This is a genomic window from Tautonia sp. JC769 (assembly GCF_040717455.1).
Taxonomy (GTDB): Bacteria; Planctomycetota; Planctomycetia; order Isosphaerales; family Isosphaeraceae; genus Tautonia.
The window spans coordinates 1-21,101 of record NZ_JBFEFH010000046.1 but is presented as its reverse complement, the minus strand read 5'-3'; the positions used below and the strand labels follow the sequence as shown (position 1 = coordinate 21,101).

The 21,101-nt window shown below is 68.8% G+C and carries 14 protein-coding genes and 1 tRNA gene; 7 read left to right on the top strand and 8 right to left on the bottom strand.

From position 1 onward, the window contains the following. The first annotated feature begins 30 nt into the window (after positions 1-30). The 3 genes from AB1L88_RS26140 to AB1L88_RS26130 all read left to right on the top strand — a co-directional run bounded on the left by AB1L88_RS26140 (position 31) and on the right by AB1L88_RS26130 (position 3,588). Positions 31-309, top strand: coding sequence for a hypothetical protein (locus AB1L88_RS26140; protein ID WP_367099662.1), 279 nt, complete (start codon positions 31-33; stop codon positions 307-309). Positions 310-517: 208 nt separating this feature from the next. Next, on the top strand, positions 518-2,161 hold the full coding sequence (metG, locus tag AB1L88_RS26135; protein ID WP_367099661.1) for a methionine--tRNA ligase: 1,644 nt from the start codon (positions 518-520) through the stop codon (positions 2,159-2,161). Positions 2,162-2,520: 359 nt separating this feature from the next. Further along, positions 2,521-3,588: a hypothetical protein gene (locus tag AB1L88_RS26130; protein WP_367099660.1), complete on the top strand. Its 1,068-nt coding sequence runs from the start codon at positions 2,521-2,523 to the stop codon at positions 3,586-3,588. A 133-nt stretch (positions 3,589-3,721) separates the two neighbouring features. On the opposite strand, the gene AB1L88_RS26125 is transcribed toward AB1L88_RS26130, so the two are convergent. From AB1L88_RS26125 to AB1L88_RS26110, 4 genes are all read right to left on the bottom strand, one after another. Beyond that, positions 3,722-4,375, bottom strand: coding sequence for a DUF1349 domain-containing protein (locus AB1L88_RS26125; RefSeq protein ID WP_367099659.1), 654 nt, complete (start codon positions 4,373-4,375; stop codon positions 3,722-3,724). 6 nt (positions 4,376-4,381) lie between these two features. Further along, positions 4,382-4,966, bottom strand: coding sequence for a methyltransferase domain-containing protein (locus AB1L88_RS26120; RefSeq protein WP_367099658.1), 585 nt, complete (start codon positions 4,964-4,966; stop codon positions 4,382-4,384). A gap of 62 nt (positions 4,967-5,028) precedes the next feature. Further along, positions 5,029-6,675 (bottom strand): peptide chain release factor 3, encoded by a 1,647-nt coding sequence (locus AB1L88_RS26115; protein ID WP_367099657.1) that lies wholly within the window; start codon positions 6,673-6,675, stop codon positions 5,029-5,031. 335 nt (positions 6,676-7,010) lie between these two features. Continuing rightward, entirely contained in the window at positions 7,011-7,490 is a 480-nt protein-coding gene (locus AB1L88_RS26110; RefSeq protein ID WP_367099656.1) for a type VI secretion system amidase effector protein Tae4, read from the bottom strand. A gap of 891 nt (positions 7,491-8,381) precedes the next feature. Between AB1L88_RS26110 and AB1L88_RS26105 the strand changes: the two genes are divergently transcribed. After that, positions 8,382-8,543, top strand: coding sequence for a hypothetical protein (locus tag AB1L88_RS26105; protein WP_367099655.1), 162 nt, complete (start codon positions 8,382-8,384; stop codon positions 8,541-8,543). A 227-nt stretch (positions 8,544-8,770) separates the two neighbouring features. Here the strand turns inward: AB1L88_RS26105 and AB1L88_RS26100 are convergent, their stop codons facing one another. Together AB1L88_RS26100 and AB1L88_RS26095 are read right to left on the bottom strand one after the other, a co-directional pair. Continuing rightward, entirely contained in the window at positions 8,771-9,337 is a 567-nt protein-coding gene (locus AB1L88_RS26100; protein ID WP_367099654.1) for a hypothetical protein, read from the bottom strand. A 156-nt stretch (positions 9,338-9,493) separates the two neighbouring features. Further along, a complete protein-coding gene (locus AB1L88_RS26095; RefSeq protein WP_367099653.1) occupies positions 9,494-10,252 on the bottom strand; it encodes a tyrosine-protein phosphatase in 759 nt (252 codons plus the stop codon). 229 nt (positions 10,253-10,481) lie between these two features. Between AB1L88_RS26095 and AB1L88_RS26090 the strand changes: the two genes are divergently transcribed. After that, positions 10,482-10,570 (top strand) — tRNA-Ser (locus AB1L88_RS26090). Positions 10,571-10,753: 183 nt separating this feature from the next. Here the strand turns inward: AB1L88_RS26090 and AB1L88_RS26085 are convergent. Both AB1L88_RS26085 and AB1L88_RS26080 read right to left on the bottom strand, forming a co-directional pair. Then, entirely contained in the window at positions 10,754-12,121 is a 1,368-nt protein-coding gene (locus tag AB1L88_RS26085) for a DUF1501 domain-containing protein (RefSeq protein WP_367099652.1), read from the bottom strand. Positions 12,122-12,165: 44 nt separating this feature from the next. After that, positions 12,166-14,643 carry a PSD1 and planctomycete cytochrome C domain-containing protein gene (locus AB1L88_RS26080; RefSeq protein ID WP_367099651.1) on the bottom strand — a complete coding sequence of 826 codons (2,478 nt, stop codon included), beginning with the start codon at positions 14,641-14,643 and terminating at the stop codon, positions 12,166-12,168. A 1,630-nt stretch (positions 14,644-16,273) separates the two neighbouring features. Here AB1L88_RS26080 and AB1L88_RS26075 point away from each other — a divergent pair. Beyond that, positions 16,274-17,542: a DNA repair exonuclease gene (locus tag AB1L88_RS26075; protein WP_367099650.1), complete on the top strand. Its 1,269-nt coding sequence runs from the start codon at positions 16,274-16,276 to the stop codon at positions 17,540-17,542. Further along, the gene (locus AB1L88_RS26070; RefSeq protein WP_367099649.1) at positions 17,542-21,099 is read left to right on the top strand and encodes an AAA family ATPase; all 3,558 of its coding nucleotides are present in this window, start codon (positions 17,542-17,544) and stop codon (positions 21,097-21,099) included. The genes AB1L88_RS26075 and AB1L88_RS26070 overlap by 1 nt, the downstream gene beginning before the upstream one ends. Positions 21,100-21,101 lie beyond the last annotated feature (2 nt).

Below are 21,101 nucleotides of genomic sequence, written 5' to 3'. Positions count from 1 at the left end.
CGTCGAGGAAGGGTCACGGGAGCCCCGAGCATGGCCACGTTCCGCAGGGTCAGCACGAGCGCGGCGGTCACGGTGATGGGGGTTTCGCTCGGTGAGACGCCGCTGTCGAGCATCGTCTGCTTCTCCTGCGACCGCGAGATGACCCTGCACCAGCCCGACGACGAGTTCCCGGAGCGGATGCTCTCCACCTGCCCCGTGTGCCGCCTCTGGTATCTCTGGGACTTCGACACCGACTCCGACGAGGCGGTCGTCGTCTTGCTCCCGGATCACGACTACTTCAAGAAGGTCGCCGGGGGGTCGGGGGCCTGATCGCCGGGGGCGGCGGCCGAAGGGGAGGGCGACCGGGCGGCTGATGGTTGGTGGGTCGGCCGCCCGACTTGCTAGAATGATCGCCTTCGACGGCGGGGCGAACGCCGCCTCCCCGCGTGTCCGTCCAATCCGGCCGGCACGACCCGAGCCCCGGCCGAGCTTCCCCTCCGCGCCGCGGGGACGCCGCCTTGATGGATCGAACCGAATCATGAGCCAAGCCTCGACCTACTTCATCACCACCGCCATCGACTACCCGAACAGCCGGCCGCACATCGGCACGGCCTTCGAGAAGATCGGCGCCGACGTGCAGGCCCGCTTCCGCCGCATGGAAGGGCTCGACACCTACTTCCTGATGGGCAACGACGAGAACACGATCAAGGTCTCGAAGCGGGCGCAGGAGCTCGGGGTCGAGCCGCAGCCGTACGTCGACGACATGGCCGCGCAGTTCAAGGACGTCTGGCGGGCGCTCGACATCTCGTTCGACGACTTCATCCAGACGAGCGAGGGGCGGCATCACGCCGGCTGCCGCCAGTTCATCCAGGCCGTCTACGACGCCGGAGACATCGACAAGCGCCCCTACCAGGGGCTCTACTGCGAGGGGTGCGAGGAGTTCAAGACCGCCAAGGAGGCCGTCTCGCCCTCCGGCCAGGAGTTCAAGACCATCGAGGACGTGCAGGCCGCCGGCGGCACCTGCCCGAACCACCCGAACACCCCGCTCAAGATCGTCGAAGAGGAGAATTATTTCTTCAAGCTTTCAGGCTTCCGGGACCGCCTGCTCGCCCACTACGAGGCGCACCCCGAGTTCATCCAGCCCGAGAGCCGCCGCAACGAGATCGTCAACCTCGTCAAGTCGGGGCTCCAGGACGTCTCGATCAGCCGCAAAGGGTTTACCTGGGGCATCACCGTCCCCTTCGACGAGGAGCAGACGATCTACGTCTGGTTCGACGCCCTGCTGAACTACATCACGGCGCTCGGCTACGGCAACGACGACGCGAAGTTCCGGCGCTACTGGCCGGCGAACACGCACGTGATCGGCAAGGACATCACCCGGTTCCACTGCGCCCTCTGGCCGGCCATGCTCATGTCGGCCGGCCTTCCCCTGCCGAAGGCGGTCTTCGCCCACGGCTTCGTCTACCGCAAGGACGACGCCAGCGGCGTCCTGCAGAAGATGAGCAAATCCATCGGCAACATCGTCGAGCCGATGGACCTGATCCGCCGGTTCAGCAGCGAGGGGTTCCGCTACTACTTCATGAGCCAGTGCCCGTTCGGCGGCGACGGCGAGTTCTCCTTCGAGCGCTTCGCCGAGACCTACAATACCGGCCTGGCCAACAACCTGGGCAACCTCTACAGCCGCACGCTGGCGATGACCCAGCGCTACTTCAACGGCTCGTTGCAGGGCTCGTCGTCGATCGATCCGACCGCCTGGCGGGCCGAGCTGGACCTGCCGGGCCTGGTGGACGACCTCCGCTCGCTCGTCGGCTCGTTCCAGTACGCGACGGCCTTGCAACGGATCTGGCTCGAGGTGCTCGACGCCGCCAACCGCTACATCGAGGCCACCCAGCCGTTCAAGCTGGCCAAGACCGACCCCGAGGCCACGAAGGCCGTGCTCGTGAACCTGGCCGAGGCGCTTCGGGTCGTCGCGATCCTGATCAAGCCGTTCCTCCCCCGAACCGCCGAGGTCTTTTACGCCGCCTTCAACTTCGGCGAGGCCCAGGCCTGGGACGCCGTGTCCTACGCCGACACGACCCATCGGCCCCCCGGCCCCGACCTGCGCGTGACCGCCCCGCTCGAGAACGGCAAGGTCACCCCGCTCTTCCCGAAGATCGACCTGAAGGCCGACGCCTCGGCCTGAAGACGGGCCCCCATCGCGGCTCCCTCTCATCCGGTCGTCCCCGGGGACGACCGGAGGCGCAGGGCCCCCGTACACGCCGTCGATCGTCCCCCCTCGACTCCGGCCCCGAATCGGACCGGCAACGCCATTCCATCGAAGAAACGCGCCCTGCGCGTCGTTCGTCGAATCTCGGCCGCACCGCAAATGCACAACAAGAAAACAACGACTTCAGGCATAAGGATGCTTCGATTTCGGCATTTGCTTTGCAAGGCTCCCGCCGCGTGCGAACGAACCCGATCGCACCCCCGCCTCCCATGGGACGGAGCCGAGGCAACGTGAGACGACCATCAAAGTACCCCGAGGATGCCAGGAGACGACGGATGACGACCACGCTGAAGGGAGCGGCCACGCTCGCGATCGCCCTGAGCCTGTCCACGGCCACGGACGCGCAGACTCCTGCCGACCCGGCAGAGGGGCAACAATCGCAACAGCGCCAGATACCGCAACAGCCACGGGGGCAGGGGGATCAGGCGGAACGGCCGGGCCTCAACGACCGCCAGGTGGAGCAGCAGCAGCAGCAGACGATCAGGGGCCGGATCACCTCGATCCGGGTCGGGACCTCGCCGCGGCAAACCGGCCAGGAATCGTCGTCGGAAGGCCCCGAGCAGGCCGGCCTCCAGTCCCCGGAAGCGGCTGGCCAGCGGGCGACCATCGTGGTCAACACGCGGAGCATGGCCGGCGATCAGCCCGGCGGGCAGGGCCGAACCGATCAGCCCCCGAGCGATCGCGAGTCTCCGCGGCCGGGAGAGGGGGCGATCCAGGAGCCTCCCGCCGGCCTCGACGCCCTGGCCGCCACCGGACAGCGACGCCAAGAAGACATGCTCTCGTATGAGTTCCTCGCGACCGATCAGACCCTGATCCGGGCCGACGACGACGCTAACCGCCCCGGCCGACCCAACGCCACCGATGAGCCTGCCTCCGGCACGCAACCCGGCCAGCAAGTGCCGGGTGCGCGCCCCGGGTCGGAGGCCCCGGCGGCCGAGGACGGCCAGCCCGCCCCGCAATCCTATCGGGGGTTGTACGTCGGGCAGTATGTCGAGGTGACCTATCGCCCCATGCTCAATCCTCGGCAGGATCAGCCCCGCACCGACGAGGGCCGGCCCCGCCTGGATCAGGACCAGCCGGAGCGGCCGCGTCCCGGCCAGGCCGGTCAAGACCCGACCGAGCCGCGTCCCGGCCAGGCCGACCAGTCGGGCCAGGCCGATCAAGCCGGTCAGGGTCGGATGATCCGGGCCGAAGCCCTCTCGATCCGGGTGATTCCCGCCCCAGACCTGAAAGAAGGGCTCGAACGCCTCGACACCGACGGCAACACCCCGAATTCGCCCGGCCCCGGCTCGGTCCCCCCGATCCCCCGACCCGGAGTGAATCAACCCGTCCCGACTCCTTGATCTCCCCCGGGACGCCGGGAGTCGGATCACGACCCCGCGGACCAACACGTTCCGCGGGGTCGTTTTCGATCCTCACGGTTTCTCGTCGTCGCGCGAGGCGAATCCATCCGGACATTTCCACGCCCGATCGCCCTCAAGCGTTCACACCCGGCGAGGAGAACGCCTCGGGCCCCAGCCGTCCCGGCCTGAGGGTGAATTCGGCGAATTCCGCCTCGAATCCCGCCCCCTTCGGGCTGCACGCATAGAGGCCGCAGGAGACCGAGGGCACGCCCGGCCGATCGCGGAGCGGAGCCATGCGGAGCTGTTCCCAGGTCGACCCGTCGTGCCCCCACTCGGCCAGGCAGTCGTCGCCTTCGAGCCGGAGGCGGAACCAGACCGTCTCGACCCCGTGAGCAAGCGACTGGGTCGACCAGTCCGAGTAGCCGTCATTCGTCACCACGGCTCCGAGGCGGTTCGGGCCGTCCGGCTCGAACTCGACCGAGGTCTTCAGCCAGCAGGTCGGCGAGACGCGGACCATCAACCCCGCCTGATCGTACTGGTGCACCGGCCGCGACCGGACCCGGACCGTCAGCACGCAATCGTCCGAGGCGTCGACCGCCAGGAAGTGCCCGCTGTCGGCCTCGAATCCGTAGTGCGTCTTCCGCCAGAAGTCGGTCCCCGCCTCGGGCCAGACCCGCAGGCAGCACGCCTCGCGATCGACGACCCAGCGCCCCGGCGGGTTGAGCCACCGGAGCCGGGGGTCGAGGGATGGGCCCGAGAACGTCTCGACCAGCGGTTCGACACTCATCGATGTTCAGGCTCCCAGAGAGAACTCCGCCACCTGGGTCGGGCAGCCGAAGGCCGGGTGTTCCTGGCCGATGCCGTCGAAGCCGACCCGGTAACCGTTGCGCGAGCCGACCCCCTCGGCCCATCGCGAGAACTTCTCGCGAGACCATTCGAAGCGGTGTTCCCGGTGCCGCAAAATACGCCCGTCGCGCGGGAAGAGGGCGTTGAAGTCGCGGTTCGGCGTGGTGATGACCACCGTCTTCGGCCGCCAGTGCCGGAAGACGGTTCGCTCGACCTCCGAGAGCCGCCTCGGGTCGAGGTGCTCGATCGTCTCGACCATCGCGGCGGCGTCGAACCCGCGGAGCCGATCGTCCGGCTCGGTGAACGAGCCGTGGATCAGCTCCAGGCGGCCATCCTCGTGGTCCAGTTCCGTCCGCAGGGCGCCGGCGGCCAGGCTCAGCGATCGCCGGTCGATGTCGAGGCCGGCCACCCGTCGAAATTGCGGCTCGCGGAGCAATCGGGCCAGCAGCCGGCCCGATCCGCAGCCGAGGTCCAGCACGCTCTCGGCCCCGCTGGCGCGAAGTCGATCGATCGTCTCCTCGATCCGAGTCATGTGGAGCGATCGTCCCATGAGTGTCCGTCCCCCGATCGGTTCGCCGCCCGCGGCGCGTCGGCTCACGAGAGCGGCTCGAACTGGAGCCCAGGGTTGTTCTTGCGGCAGCTCTCCAGCTCGAACGTCGTGCTGAACAGGATGACCGGCAGGCCGTCCCGATCGGAGGTCGGGATCGAGGCCCTCGGCAGCCAGAGGCTCTTGAGCGCCGCCGCGTCGCCGCCGACCCGGCGGGCGAGCTTCGGCTCCATCGGCACCAGGCGGGTCGGCACGCCGTATTCCGATTCGAGCCTCGCCTGCACCACGTCGAACTGCAACGTGCCGACGGCCGCCAGGTACTGCTCGCGGACCCCCGGCCGGGTGCTGACGAGCACGCGCACGGCCCCTTCCTCGACGAGCTGGTACAGCCCCCGGTCGAACTGCTTCCGGCGGCCCGTGTCGGCGCAATCGAGCCGGGCGAAGCACTCGGGGGGGAACTCCGGCAACGGTTCGTAGCAGACCGGGGGGCCGGCGTAGAGCGTATCTCCCAGCCGCAGGTCGCCGGTGCTGTTCAGGCCGACCACGTCGCCGGGGAAGGCCTCGTCGGTCGTCTCGCGTCCCTGGGCGAACAGGCGGTGCGATCGGGCCAGGCGCAGCTTCGTGCCGGTCCGGGCGTTGGTCACCTCCATGTCGCGCTCGAACCTTCCGGAGCAGACGCGGAGGAAGGCCACCCGGTCGCGGTGCTTCGGGTCCATGTTCGCCTGCAGCTTGAAGATGAACCCGGCGAATTCCGACCGATCGACCGGCACCGGCCCCCCCTCGGCCCGGCGGGCACCGGGAGGGGGGCCGAGCTTCAGGAAGGCGTCGAAGAAGGCCTCGACCCCGTAATTCGTCAGGGCGCTCCCGAAGAAGACGGGCGTGACCTGGCCCTGAAGGAAGCGACCGCGGTCGAACGGCGCCCCGGCCACGTCGAGCAGGTCGAGTTCGTCTTGAAGCTGTCCGCGATCGGCCGCCGAGAGCACGGTGTCGGCCGGGTCGTCGAGCCGGCAGGTGGTCGTCGGCACGACGAGCGAGCCGCGGGCCGAAGGGTCGAACAGCGTGACCTCGCGCGTCTGGCGATCGCAGAGGCCGCGGAAGTCCCGGCCCAGGCCGACCGGCCAGTTCAAGGGCGAGGCGGCGATGCCCAGCACCCGCTCGATCTCGCTCAGGATCCCCAGCGGATCGCCGCCGGGCCGGTCCAGCTTGTTCACGAACGTCAGGATCGGGATCCCCCGCCGGGCACAGACCTGGAACAGCTTCTCGGTCTGCGGCTCGACCCCCTTGGTGGCGTCGAGCACCATGACGGCGCTGTCGGCGGCCATCAGGGTCCGATAGGTGTCCTCGCTGAAGTCTTCGTGGCCGGGGGTGTCGAGCAGGTTGACGCGGACCCCTCGATAATCGACGCTCAGGGCCGTGGAGGTGATCGAGATCCCCCGCTGCCGTTCCAGGGCCATCCAGTCCGACGTCACCGCCCGCTGGTTCCGCCGGCCGCGGACCATGCCGGCCACGTCGAGGCAGCCGGCGTAGAGCAAGAGCTTCTCGGTCAGGGTCGTCTTGCCGGCGTCAGGGTGGGAGATGATGGCGAAGGTCCGCCGCCGGCTCACCTCGGCCCTGACGGCCGGATCGAAGGCCGCGGCCTCCGCCTCGAAAGTGCCCTGACGATCCGCCCGCCCGTCGCCATCCAGAAGATTCATTCCGTGTCCGTTCGATGATGTCGAGAACATCGCGGGCGATGGTGGCCGCGAGCGTCGTGCTGCCCGTCGTTGCTCGCGGCGTCACGAAGGGGAAGGGGAGGCTCCGGCCGGAGGCGCCGGAGGACGTCTCATTCGCGCCATCGGTCAACGCAATCGCTCATTGGTGTGATGGCATACGAGTGTATCGGGTTCGATCGGGACCGGCAAGGCGAGCACGATCGCTCGGCGCGCCGGCGAACGGAGCCCCCTCCCCGGCATCGATTCCCGGGGGAGGACGCCCCGCAGCCCCATCGCCCCCCCCTTTGGAGGAAGGGGGCCCCGGCTCGGTTCGCCGGTCAACTCAGCGACCAGAGGGTGATCCGGGTGGCAGGTGTCCAGTAATCCGAAACCTTATACTCGCTTGAGAAGGTCAACCCATCCCACGAATCGAGATGCCCTGTCGCATCGGAGAACCGGATGTCGAAGGCGATGATCCCTTTCAGGGCCGAGAGGGTCGACGTATCGAACGCCGTCCCGGCCTTCTTGCGGTGATCGACGACGGGCTTGCCGAGCACCAGCGGCAGCCAGGTCCGCATCTCCGCCACGCGCAGGGCGTAATACTTCGAGTCGCCGCCCCGGACCGTCAGCAGCCCGTTGCGATGGGCGGGCAACGGGACGCCACTCTCGTTCAGCCCCCGGCTGAGCCGGATGGCGCAGGTGTTCGTGATATACGCCGCGTCGACGCCCCCTCCGATCAGCGTCTTCACCGCGCCGGAGTCGGGGTAATTGACGTAGTCGAGGAACTCGGCCTGAAACTTCACCCAGGTCGGCTTCATGGCAGCACTCCACGGGGAGATGGAGAGTGGACTGACACCGAGTGGGACGAACGCACCGCTCCCGGCCGGCCGGCTCATCGGCCGATCGGGCCCGACGGGGCCGGGTCGCGGGCCGGGGATCCGGCCGCCTTCGGCTCGCCTGACCGGGTCGAGTCTCCCGCATGCCTCGCGAAAACCGATCGGGTCGAGGGGCATCGTCCGCTCGGCCTCGCCACCGCGAAGTCGTCCGGACCGATCGACTCATCCAGGCCAGACGCACCTCATCATGACAGGGCGATCGACGCGTCCACAAGTCACATTTGGTCGCCCCGGGCCGCCGGATTCGACGCCCCGGCCGACGGCCCCCCCTCGGGCCGAGGGCGATCACTGCCCGCGTGCCGCCGCGTCGGCCCGATCGCCCCGGACGGGACGCGATGCCCCGGCGGCCGGGTCGCAGGAAACTGGCGTCGGGGGAGATTCCGATCGCCCCTTCGCCCCCGATCCGCGTTTATCAATCGCCGGTCGGCCTCGTTTCGCCCCCCCCGGCGACGCACGCCGGGCCGTGGGCGCCCCGGCAATTCGATGGCGGGGGGCAATTCCCCTTTCTTTTCGGGAATCTTTCGAGCCGATGGGGCGTCGAAGTCCTACAACACGTCCGTTAAACCGCCGGCCGCATTCGATTATTCCGGCCATTCGGCCCGATTCCGGCGGATTCTTGTCCGCTCTTGGCACGCTCAATGCAACTCTCGGGACAGCAATCCTGACAAACTCCCGTCACGGAACAACGCCCCGAGAGTAATGAGTGAGTCATGACTGAGTGCATGACTTCCCCCAACACGACTGGGACGTTGGCTGGCCATCCTGTCTGAGCCGCGTCTCCCGCTCCGCGGGCTTCGCTGAGGAGTCACGACGATGAACTCGAATGCCTCGGAACTCTCGGTCACCCTGTCGCCGGAACTGTTCGCCCAGGTGCAGCAAGAGGCCAAGCTGCTCGGCCTGCCGATCGAGTGGCTGATCGCCTCGCTGATCGTCGACACGGTCGATGAGGTCGAGCCGGCGCTGGTGGCGGTCTGAGCGAGTCGACCCCGACCGCCTTGTTGTGGACAGAAGTGCCGGTGCGGCCGCATTCGATCCGGGCAAGGCCCCGGCTCCATTCCCGAGCCGGAGCGGCCCTGGCCATCCCTTGCACCCGGGCAACCGCACCGACCGCTTCCGATGCGATTCGCTCCTTGAGGAGTCCCGATCAATTCCCCGCGAGGTTCGCAACCAGGGCTGATGATCGGGCGATTCCCCCTGACATCTCAGTGCGCCGGGGGACAGCCATAATCGAGCGCGAAGAACCGCGTGCGCTTCGGGCACGGGGGGCGACGATCGTACATCAAGCCGAGGATCAGGCCGGGCGCGACCTCCCGCAGCTCGTCGCGATAGGGACCATAGACGCGGGAGGTCCGCTCGTAGTCGAGGATCAGGGCCGGGCCGCCGTCGAGCCAGGAATGGCCGTATGAGAGTTCGCCGTGGATCGCCTCGACGCCGAAGAAGCGATTGACGGCCATCCCCTGCGCCGGGTCGAAGATCTTCCCCTGCCAGACCGCCCGACCGACCTTCGAGGCCGGCACGGCCAGCAGGGAGCCGGGCATGATGACCGGGCGTCCCGTCACCGGGCCGCTGGGGATCGGGGCCGGCGGCGATTGCCGGTACAGGGCTTCGAGCGCGACCGGGTCGAGCCGGACCAGGTCATCGAGCGACCGGACCGCCAGGCCTTCGGGGGCGGGGGGGATCAAGGGATCGGATTGCCGGGCGTCCGCCGATCCGACGAGCGAACCGAACCCGACCAGCACGATCACGACACGAGCAAAACCCCGGAGCATGGCGGCGCCCTCCCTGGCCGATCGAGACACGAGCCTTGCGGCCGATTGCGGGTCTCGCCGACCCGAGCCGCCTGGTGTCGATCGCATCGGCCCAAACCGCCCGAGGACTCCAGGGCTGGTCGACAGGCGCGAGGCTCCTCGCCCGACCGATCCGCATTACCCCTTCGCTCGGTTCAGCTTCGAAGCAAGCGAGGCCGGGGGCGGTCCCATCCGGGGGCCGGGCTTCAGGGGGGCGATCGGCTCGGACTCGGGTTGCTCATCGCGGAAGTGTTGGGCGACCCAGTCGCGGAACAACGAAGGGTCGTGGACTTTGCCCTCGGCCTGGAGCCAGTCGCGGTACTCCTTGAACGGCTCGTGCAGCCGCTCGGGGCCGGCCAGGGGGATGTGCGAGTAGAAGATCGAGAACTCGTCGAGGGCCTCGTCGGGCGAGTGCCCGAGCACCACCAGGCGATACAGGGCGCTGGCCAGGCCCGTGCGGTCGGCTCCCGACTTGCAATGGATGACCAGCGGGTAGCGGCAGCGGTCGAGCAGGTCGATCAGGGTGAGAAGCTCCGCCCGGCTGGGCCGGCGGGTGGCCTTCATGGGGAAGTCGTAGAAGTCGATCCCGGATTGCTCGGTCGCCTCGACCTCGGCCGCGTACCAGTCGTCGGTGTACCAGCCCCCCCGGAGGTTGAGGATCGAGCCGGGCTGGAGCTCGGCGATCAGCTCATCGAGGTTGGCCTTCGGCTGGGCGCACCGGTAGACCTTGCCCGGCTCGACCGCCGCCACGTTGCCCAGGAAGATGGGCCGGTACAGGACCGCCGTCGCGGCCACGGCCAGCACGAGCAGCACCGCGGCCACCCGCCTGAGCCTCCGGAGCCTCCGGGCGCGACGGTCGGTCGCCTGCGGCGCACGCTGGGGTTGATCGGATTCCACGACGACCCGTCCTTTCTCTGGCCAAGCTTCGCTCGATCGAGCCTCCCTCTGATCCCGGTCGAGACTCTATCGCCCCTCCCCGAAGGGTCAATCCCAGTCGCCGCCGAGGCTCGCCGGCGGACCCGAGCCGGGGAAAAATCTCAAGAGTCGTGCGTTGACACCCGCCCCGGATCCTCGATAATACTGTCGTGGTTCGCCCCGGCTCCCGAAGCCGGCCCGGACCCCACCCGGAGAGGTGGCTGAGTGGTTGAAAGCGACGGTTTGCTAAACCGTTATACTGGGAAACCGGTATCGGGGGTTCGAATCCCCCCCTCTCCGCTCGCAAGGTCAGGATATGGCCCGACCGACATAAGACGCCCAGCCCAGGAGATCAGCTCCGGTGCTGGGCGTCTCGACGTTTGAGGACCGACCGAACCGGCGCGGGGCAACGCCGGGATCGGGGCGGGTGAGGCCCGGCCCGATCCCGGCGTTGGTGTCGGCCGATCGATCGATCGTGGTCGCTCAGGCGATGATGTCGTGGACGACGTTGCCGTGGACGTCGGTCAGGCGGTAGTCGCGGCCGGAGTAGCGGTAGGTCAGGCGGGTGTGGTCCATGCCCATCAGGTGCAGGATCGTGGCGTGGAAGTCGTGCACGTGGACCGGGTTCTCGGCCGGGGCGTTGCCGTACTCGTCGGAGACGCCGTAGCTGAACCCGCCCTTCACGCCGCCGCCGGCCAGGAAGCAGGTGAAGCATCGGCTGTGGTGCCCGCGGCCGACCGGGGTGAGGTCCTGCCAGGGGGTCCGGCCGAACTCGGAGCAGCCGACGATGAGCGTCTCGTCGAGCAAGCCCCGGCGCTTCAGGTCGGTGATGAGGGCGGCGATCGGCTGGTCGACGTTCTTCGACAGCTTGCGGTGGTCGTCGATGTTGTTGTGGCTGTCCCAGTTGGTGTTCGATCCCACGTCGAACAGCTCGACCACGCGGACGCCGCGCTCGACCAGGCGACGGGCGGTCAGGCACTGGGCGGCGAACGACTTGGGGTCGCTGGTGTCGGCCCCGTACAGGTCGAGCGTCTCGCGGGTCTCGCCGCCGAGGTCGAAGGCCTCGGGGGCCTCGCGCATCAGGCCGTAGGCGGTGTCGAACGTGGCCATGCGGGAGGCGAGCAGGTTGTCGCCGTCGCGGCGGGTCAGGTGGGCCTCGTTCAGGTCGCGGAGCATCAGGCCCTCGAGTTCCCGGCGCGAGACGGACTCGACCGGGCTCTTGACGTCGGGCAGGGGGTTCTCGCCGGGGATCACGCGGACCCCCTTGTGATAGGCCGGCAGGAAGTTCGAGTCCCAGGCCTGGAAGGCGGTGTACGGCTCCTTCTCGGCCAGGACGACGAACGAGGGCAGGTTCGTGTTGAGCGTCCCCAGGCCGTAGCTGACCCACGAGCCGACGCTCGGCAAGGGGATCGTCACCGACCCGGTGTGCATGCCCAGGGTGGCGGCCGAGTGCCCGGCCGAGTCGCCGTGGACGGTGTGCAGGAAGCAGAAGTCGTCGACCACGCCGCCGACGTGCTCGAACAGCTCGCTGACCATCTTGCCCGTCTCGCCCCTCGGGCGGAACGCATACGGGGAGGCCAGGACCTTGCGCTTGCCGACCTCCTTGTCGTGGTCGGCCTGGAGCTGCGGCTTGTAGTCGAACGTGTCGAGGTGCGAGAAGCCGCCGGTCATGAAGAAGATGATCAGGTGCTTCGCCTTGCTCGGGAAGTGGCCCGGCCGGGGGGCGAGCGGGTGCCCCTCGTTGGCGGCGGCGGCCAGGGAGAGTTGCCGGTACATCCCCAGCCCGCCGGCCGTGGCGAACGCGGAGGCGCGGCGGAGCAAGGTCCGGCGGTCGATCGGTTCAAACGCCATCGGCGAGGGCCCTCCGTCGAGCATCGAGGATCGCGGCAATCACATCAATCCACGTGGAAGAATTCGTTCGAGGCGAACAGGGCACGGGCGAGGGCCGCCCAGGCCTCCGGCTCGCACTGGTCGTCGGCGCAGCCTTCCGAGGCCAGGCTGGCCTCGTACCGAGCGAGGAACGTCTCGGCCCGGTCGCGTTCGTCTGCGGTCGGCGTGCGGCCGTAGGCGAGCAGATACGCCCGTTCGAGCCGGGCGTCGGGGTCGGCCACGGTGCCCACGAGGCGGTCGGCGAACCGCTCGGCCTGGTCGTGGACGAACGTGTTGTTGAGCAGGAAGAGGGCCTGGAGCGAGACGGTCGAGCTGTCCCGGACCGCGGTCGTCTCGCCGGCATCCGGCCCGTTGAACAGGGAGAGATAGGGGTGGGGGTGGAGCCGCTGCACCATCAGGTAGACGCTCCGGTGTTCCGACGGATAAAGCGCCTTGAATTGATGGTGGGCGGTGAAGGTCCAGTCCTTCACCTCGGGGAACGGGTGCGGGCCGGGGCGGTCGGTCTTGAGGTTGCCGCCGAGGGCGAGCAGGCCGTCGCGGAGGGCCTCGGCGTCGAGCGGGCGGCGGTCGAACCGCCAGTACCAGGCGTTGCCGGTGTCGACCGCCTCGTTGTTCGGGTCGCGGGTCGCGGCGAGCCGGTAGGTCTCCGACCGCATGATCCGCCGGTGCATCTCCTTGATCGACCAGCCGGAGGCGATGAAGTCGCCCGCGAGCCATTCGAGCAGGTCGGGGTGCGTGGGAGGGGTGCCCCGCAGGCCGAAGTCGGACGGGGTGGCGACGATCGCCTTGCCGAAGTGGTGCTGCCAGAGGCGGTTGACCATCACCCGGGCGACCAGGTCGCGCGGGGGGCCGTCGGTCAGCCACTCCGCCAGGGCCAGGCGGCCGCTGCCGGTCTCGGGCAGGTCGATCTTCCCGGAGGGGTCGAGCACGCGGAGGACGCCCCGGGGGACGACCTCGCCCAGGTTGCGGGGGTCGCCGCCCTTCTGGAACGGGGCGTCGGTCGGCTCGCCGTCCCGGACGGCGTAGGCTTTCGGGGCGAGGGCCTCGGGACCGGACTCCTCGAACTGTTCCAGCTCGGTCTTCACGCCCCTGATGCGGCGGTTCTGGGTCCGGGTCGTGCGGGAGAGTTCGACCTCGGATTGCTCGACGCGGTCGGGGAGCCCGACGAACTGCTCGACCGCAGCGGCGAAGCTCGCATCGCCGATCGCCTCGGCCGCCTCAAGCTCGGTGGCGCTCAGGTCGGCCTTCAGGCGGGCGATCGTCTCGGCGTGGAGCGATTCGAACTCGGCGAGCCGCGACGGGGGGACGAGCGGGGCGAACTCGCTCGGCCGACGCACTTCCTCGGCCCCGGCGAAGGGGTACTTGGTGCCGGCGAAGAAGCCGTACAGGGCGTAATAGTCGTTCGCGCTGATCGGGTCGAACTTGTGATCGTGGCAGCGGGCACACCGCATGGAAAGCCCGAGCACGACCTGGCCGGTCGTGTGCAGGGTGTCTTCGATAATCTGGTGGATGTCTTCCAGCTTGCGGGTGCCGAACCGCTTCGACTGGGCGATGAAGCCGGTGGCGATGACCTGCCGGGCGTAGTCGTCTTCGGGGCCTTCGAGGGCGAGGATGTCGCCGGCGAGCTGTTCGTGGAGGAACCGGTCGTAGGGGATGTCGGCGTTGAAGGCGTCGATGACGTAATCGCGGTAGAGGTACGCCTCGGGGATCGGGTAGTCGGAGTTATCCCCGGCGGTGTCGGCGTAGCGGGCCAGGTCGAGCCAGTAGCGGCCCCAGCGCTCGCCGTAATGAGGGGAGGCGAGCAGTTCCTCGATCAGGCGGTCGTAGGCGTCGGGCCGGTCGTCGTTGACGAACGCCTCGACCCGTTCCGGCTCGGGGGGCAGGCCGATGAGGTCGAAGGTGGCGCGACGGATCAGGGCCTGGCGATCGGCCCGGGCGACGGGGTAGACGCCCGCCTCGCGCTGCCGAGCGGCGATGAGCTGGTCGATCGGCTCGGTGGCCCAGCCGGTCGGGTCGACGGGGGGCTCGATCGGGCGGAGCGGCCCGAAGGCCCAGTGGGCTTTGCCCTCGATCGGCCCGCTTGCCGACGCCTCGGGCCAGGGGGCCCCGGCGGCGATCCAGGCGGCGAGGTCGTCGCGAGCCTCCCGGGAGAGGGGCTCGTCGGGGGGCATCTTGAGCAGCTCGTCCTCGTGGGAGATGGCGAAGGTGAGCAGGCTTTCCTCGGGTGCGCCCGGCTCGATCGCCGGCCCGCTGACGCCCCCCTCGAGCATCGCCTGCCGGGAGTCGAGCCGGAGGTCGCCGTTCTGTTTCACCTCGCCGTGGCAGGTGACGCAGGACTCGGCCAGGACCGGTCGGATCTTCAATTCGAAGAAGGTTTCCGAGGCCGCGTCGGGTACCTGGGCCTGCTGGGCCCGGGAAAGCCCGCCTCCGCCGCAGGCCAACGCCGCCGAAACCAACACGACCGACGCCGTCCGAGTCATCATCGCATACCTCCCCGTTTGGGCCGGGCGATGGGGACGAGATTATTCAACAACCATTGGACGAGCCTAGCAGCCTCGGTGACACATCGCAAGCCCGAACCCTTCGGCCGGTTGCGTCGGACGATTTGGGTACGGGCTGGGGGCATCATGGGGACGTGCCGGGGGGTGCGATCGGCCAGTGCGCCCACGGCGCAGCACCGGGTGCGCTTTTGGTTGAACGCGACAATTGAGTGCTGCAAAGGACTTGCGGCGATAATTCGGATTCGTTTCGGGAGATCGGGTTCGAATTGCTCCAAATGGCGAGGGGGACTGGCAGGCTGGTAGGTTTGCCGAACGAGGCGGGGCCTGGCCGATTCCGTGGGGAGCGGGTGCGCCCTCGGGTGAGCGGCCTGGTGCGCCAGGGGCAATGATCGCATGGTGTTTTTCAGGTGACCTTTGCGCCGATTCAAGCGATTCGTTTCGGGAATGGATGGGCCGAGATCGGGGAAGCTCGGTGGGGTGGTCGCGGGGAGGATTCGGCGGAGCCGGGTGCGCGGTCGGTGCGCCTCAGGTGCGCGGTGAGTGCGCTGAAGCGGATCGACCTTTCTCCCGATTGGATCGATCGTTGCGCCAATTGTGCTCGTTCGTTTCGGGAATTCGGCGTGTGATTTTGGGTTCGTTTCGCGCCGGGGTGTGTGGCCGGGGCAACGCGCAGCGTGCCCCGGGAGTCGGCGCCCATTCGCCCGGGGCACGCTGCGCGTTGCCCCGGCCACACACCGCGGTTGGTGCGCCCTGAGTGCGCCGAGGGGGATCGACGCTTCCGACAACGGAATTGGCGTTTGCGCCGATTGAAGCGGTTCGTTTCGGGAATCCGGCAGGTGATTCTGGGTTCGTTTCGCGCAGAGGAAGGTGGACACAATGCCGTGCGAAGCGCGCAGCGGTCGGAGGCTCGGGAGAGGGAGGATGCCCGAGGGGAGGTCGAATCGGGGGGAGGAGGAGGAATGGGACATGGTGAGCGATCGGCGCGTGAGGGATTCAACGGTGCGGGACGGGAAGGGGCGGATCCTCGGGCGCGGCGGTGGGGTCCTCTGATGTTAAGAGTATCGAGGAAAAGGGGGGCGGTAGTCACATAATCCCGGGCGTTTTCCCGGGGTTCATCCGGCAAGGCGGCGACGATTCGGCGGGATCACCGCTCCCGAGGGGTGGGGGGCGGGGCGGAATGAGGGGAGACGGGGACGATGCGCACGGCTCGGTTTCGAACGCGGGGACCTCTCACCCCAACCCTCTCCCCACGCGTGGGGCGGAAGGGTTCGATCGGTGGGATCGGGATGGGGGAGGGGATCGCGCGCAGAGGCGCAGAGACGCAGAGGCGCAGAGGCGCAGAGGCGCAGAGGCGCAGAGGCGCAGAGAAGAGTAGGGAAGAGAGAGAGGAGAAGAAATCAAGGAAAGCCTGGGTCTCCTCTGCGTCTTCGCGTCTCTGCGCGAGGCTTCCTGCCGATTTACGGAATCCTCGGAACGCCGGGTGGAGGGAGAATCGACCTTGCCGGGGGGGGAGATCGTGTCATGATGGTCAGATGTCACCGGGGGAGAGCGGTCCTCGGTGCGGGCGAGGGGCTCGCGCGGGACGTTCCTTTCAAGCAGGCCAAGGGCGGTTATGCCTCGGTTCCTTCATACGGCGGACATCCACCTCGACAGCCCGATGTGCGGCCTGGAGCGGTACGAGGGCGCGCCGATCGATCGCTTGCGGTCGAGCACGAGGCGGGCCTTGAGGCGATTGGTCGAGCTGGCGATCGAGGAGCGGGTCGATTTCGTCCTGATCGCCGGCGATCTGTATGACGGGACCTGGCGCGATTACAACACGGGGCTGTTCCTCAGGAAGACGCTGGAAGGGCTGATCGACGCGAAGATCCCGGTCTACATCATCGCCGGCAACCACGACGCGCAGAACAAGATGACCCGGTCCCTCTCGCTGCCGGAGGGGATCTGGATGCTCGACACGGAGACGCCGCAGACGGTCGCCTTGCCCGAGATCGACGTGGCGATTCACGGCCAGGGGTTCGCCACGGCGGCGGTCACAAAGGACCTCTCGGCCCAATATCCGGCGCCGATCGCCGGGTGCGTGAACATCGGCATGCTGCACACCTGCGTGGCGGGGGCCGAGGGGCACGAACGCTACGCCCCGTGTTCCATCGAAGGCTTGCGGGCGAAGGGGTACGACTACTGGGCACTCGGCCATATTCACGTGCGGCACAACGTCGCGGAGGACCCGGCGATCGTCTTCCCGGGCAACCTGCAAGGGCGGCACATCCGAGAGACGGGGCCGAAGGGGTGCCTGATTGTCGATCTCGAAGCGGGCCAGGAACCGCGATCGACGTTCCACCGGCTCGACGTGATGCGCTGGGAGGTGTGCGACCTCGACGCCTCGGGCCTGGAGCGGCCGAGCGATTTGATCGGCCTGGTCGACCAGGAACTGCGCCGACTGCTCGACGAGGAGGAGGATCCCGACCGTCTGCTGGCCGTGCGGGTCCGGTTGCTGGGGGCGACGCGCTGGCACGATGCGTTGGTGGCCGACGGCGCCCACTGGATCAACGAGATCCGGGCCGAAGGGCTGTCGATCGACGGCGATCGGCTCTGGATCGAGCGGGTGAAACTGTCGACCAGGCCCTTGCTGAGGGCCTCGGAACGGGACGGCGACGGGCCGATCGACGCCCTGATGGGCCTGGTCGATTCGTACCGGAATGACGAGCAGGCGCTGCGCGACCTGGGCGATCGGCTGGTGGACCTGCGGCGGAAACTTCCTTCGGAATTCACGACCGGCGACGACCCGTTGAGCCTCGACGACCCGGACTGGCTCCGCGAGATGCTCGACCGCGCCGGCCCGCTCCTCTTGCACCGGCTTCGGGCCGCGAACGAGCCGCGCTGATGAGACTCCGACGCCTCGACCTGCTGGCCTTCGGGCCCTTCACCGACCTGTCGCTCGACCTCTCGGACGGGTCGTTCGGCCTGCACCTGATCCACGGGCCGAACGAGGCAGGGAAGAGCTCGACCCTGCGCGCCATCCAGGACCTCTTCTACGGCATCCCGCACCGATCGACCGACAATTTCCTTCATGAACACAACCAGATGTGCATCGGGGCCGAGATCGAGGATCGGGCCGGGAATGTGCTCGCCTTCGAGCGGCGGAAGAAGACCAAGAATGCGTTGACCGCGCCGGGCAAAGCGGGGGCGCCGATCGACCAGGAAATCCTCGATCGGTTCCTGGGCGGGGTCGATGCGGAGACGTTCCGGGCGCTCTTCGGCATCGATCACCACCGGCTGGTCGAGGGGGGCAAGGCGATCCTCGAAGGGCAGGGGCAGGTCGGCCAGTTGCTCTTCGCGGCCGGATCGGGCCTGACGGGATTGAAGGCGGCGACGGGGACGATCCAGGACGAGCTGGAGACCTTGTTCAAGCCCCGGGGCCAGAATCCGGAGATCAACCGCCTCTTGTCGGAACTGGCGGACTTGCGCAAGCAGATGCAGGAATGTCAGCTCCCGAGCGACGAGTGGAACCGGCATCACGAGGCTCTCCGCGATGCCCTGCAACGGAAAGAGGAGTTCGACCTGGCACGCCAGGATCGCTCCCGGGCACGCAACCGCCTGGTGCGGATTCAGAGTGCGTTGAAGCCGATCGCCGAGCGCGAGGAATTGCTCGAGCGATGCGAGGGGCTGGCCCACGTCGTCCCCTTGCCCGAGGACTTCGCCGACCGCCACCGCTCGGCCCGCGAGTCGCTCACCCGGGCATTGGCCCTGGCCGAGCAAGCGAAGGGGGATCGCGAGGCGCTGGAGGAGGCGCTCGAAGGCATCGTCGTGCCGGATGACGTGCTCGCGCAGGGCGAGTGCATCGAGTCGCTGCATCAAGGGCTGGGAGAGTACCGCAAGGGGCAGAAGGACCGGCCCGACCTGCGGTCGAGGCAGACGAGCGACGAGCACTTCGCCCGGAATTTGCTGGTCGATCTGGGCAAGCCGCGCGACCTGGAGCAGGCCCCGGCGCTCCGGCTCAGGGGAGACGAGCCGGATGTGATCCGGGGACTCGGGCGCGAGCATGCGTCGATCGAGACCGGCCTCGAACGGCATCGCCAGGCGTTCGAGGTCCAGGAGGCCCGCCTGGCCGAACTGGCCGAGCAGCTCGACGCGATCGGTCCCGAACCGGATGTCAAACCGCTGCGACGGGTGGTCCAGCGTGCCCGGAAGCTGGGCGACCCCGAGGAGGAGCTGCGGGATTGGCAGGCGGAACGGGAGCGGGAGCAGCATTCCTTGACGCGGGCCTTGAACGGCTTGCCCCACTGGGACGATTCGCTCGACGCCCTGGCCGCGCTCCGGCCGCCGCTCGACGAGACGATCGCCGAGACCGCGCAGGCGATCGCCCGGCATGCGCAACGCCTGGACCAGTTGGGGCGGGACCTGGAGACGGTGGCACGGGATCTCGACGCGATCGAGGTCGAGATTCGGGCGTTGACGCTCGAACACGACGTGCCGAGCGAGGACGATCTGGCGGCGTCGCGGACCCGACGGGACGAAGGGTGGCAGCTCGTCCGCCGCTCGTGGCTCGACCGGGCGGCGCCGGGGGACGAGACGGCCGCCTTCATCGCCGAGTTCGCGCCGGGGGGGGCGCTCGATGGCGCCTTCGAGCGGAGCTTGATCAAGGCCGATGAGCAGGCCGACCGCCTCCGCCGCGAGGCCGACCGGGCCGCGACGCTGGCCAACCATCGCGCCCAGCGGGAGAAGCTCGAAGGCCGCCGGGCCGAGTTGCGGCAGGCGAGGCAAGGGGAGTCGGAGACGTTGGATCGCCTGCGGGAGTCGTGGGCCGATCGGCTGCGGTCGCTCGGGCTGCCGGACGTGCTCGGGCCGGATGAGCTGCGCGCCTGGCTCCGACGACGCGAGGCGATCGTCGAGGCGGTGGAGGCGCTGCGGCTCCGAGACGAGCGGATTGCGACGCTTGAGCAGAGCATCGCCGAGCACCGCGAGGCGATCGCCGCGGCCCTGCCGGAGGGCCTGGACCTCTCGGGGGGCATGGAGGCGGAATCGATGGCCGACCGGGTCGAGCGGGCGGAGGCGGTGATTGCCGAGGTGGAGGAGCGCAGGACCCGCCGCGAGGAGGTCCAGAAGAACGTCCAGCACGCCCGCCGCGAGCGAGACGAGGCCGAGCGAAGGCTGGCGGAATCGGGTCGGAGTCGGGAGCATTGGCACGCCCGGTGGGCCCCCTTGATGGCGCGGATCGGCCTCGAACCGGAGGCGACGCCGAGCCAGGCCGATTTGTTCCTGGATCAGATCGACCGGCTATTCAAGCACCTCGAAAGCGCCCGCGGGTTCAGGGCACGGATCGAGGGGATCGACCGCGATGCGCGACGGTTCACGGAGGACGTGACCGGGGTCTGCACGCAGGTTGCCCCCGATTGGGTCGATCGGCCGGTCGAGACGGCCGTGGCGGAGCTGTACCGCAGGTTGGGAGAGGCGAGGGACCTCCGCAAGCAGCGGGAAGCGACCCGGCAGAATCTCGAATCGGCGGTCGCGAAGCTGCAATCGGCCGAGCAGACGATCGTGCAGGAACGGGCGCGGCTGGAGGCACTTTGCCAGGAGGCCCGGTGCGCCTCGGCCGACGAGCTGCCCGAGGCCGAGGCCAGGGCCGCCGACCGGGCGAGGGTGGAGGAGGAGCTGCGGCGGGTGGACGATCAGATCCGCGACCTGAGCGCGGGGGCCGCGCTGGAGGAGTTCATCGCCGAGGCGAAATCGGTCGATGCCGATGCGATCGAGTTGCAGCTTCAGGGACTGGACGCGGAGCTTGAGGAGATCGAGGCGCAACGCTCGACCCTCGACCAGGCCATCGGCGGCGAGCGGGAGTGGCTCCGCTCGCAACAGGGGGGTGACGACGCGGCCCTGGCCGCCGAGCGGACGCAGTCGCTGCTGGCCGAGCTGCGGTCGAAGGTGGAGGACTACGCGGCGCTCCGGATCGCCACCGAGCTGCTGCACCGCGGGATCGAGCAGTTCCGCGAGGAGCACCAGGGGCCGGTCATCCGCCGCGCCGGCGAGCTGTTCGCCGAGCTGACCTGCGGCTCGTTCCAGGGGCTCGACTTCGACGAGGACGACCACGGGCGGCCGGTCTTGCTGGGCGTGCGGGACGGCCGGCGGGTCGGCGTGACGGCGATGAGCGACGGCAGTTGCGACCAGCTTTACCTGGCGCTTCGCCTGGCGAGCCTGGAAGGCTGGCTCAATCGGCACGAGCCGATTCCCCTGATTGTGGACGATATTCTCTTGAACTTCGACGACGAGCGCTCGGCCGCCGCGCTGCGAGCCCTGGCCGAGTTGTCGGGGCGGACGCAGGTGGTCTTCTTCACGCATCACGAGCATCTGGTCGAGCTGGCCCGATCGAGCGTGCCGCCCGAGGCGCTGTTCGTGCACCGCCTGGAACGCTCGGCTGTGGCGGCGGCGCCGGCGAGTGTCTGATT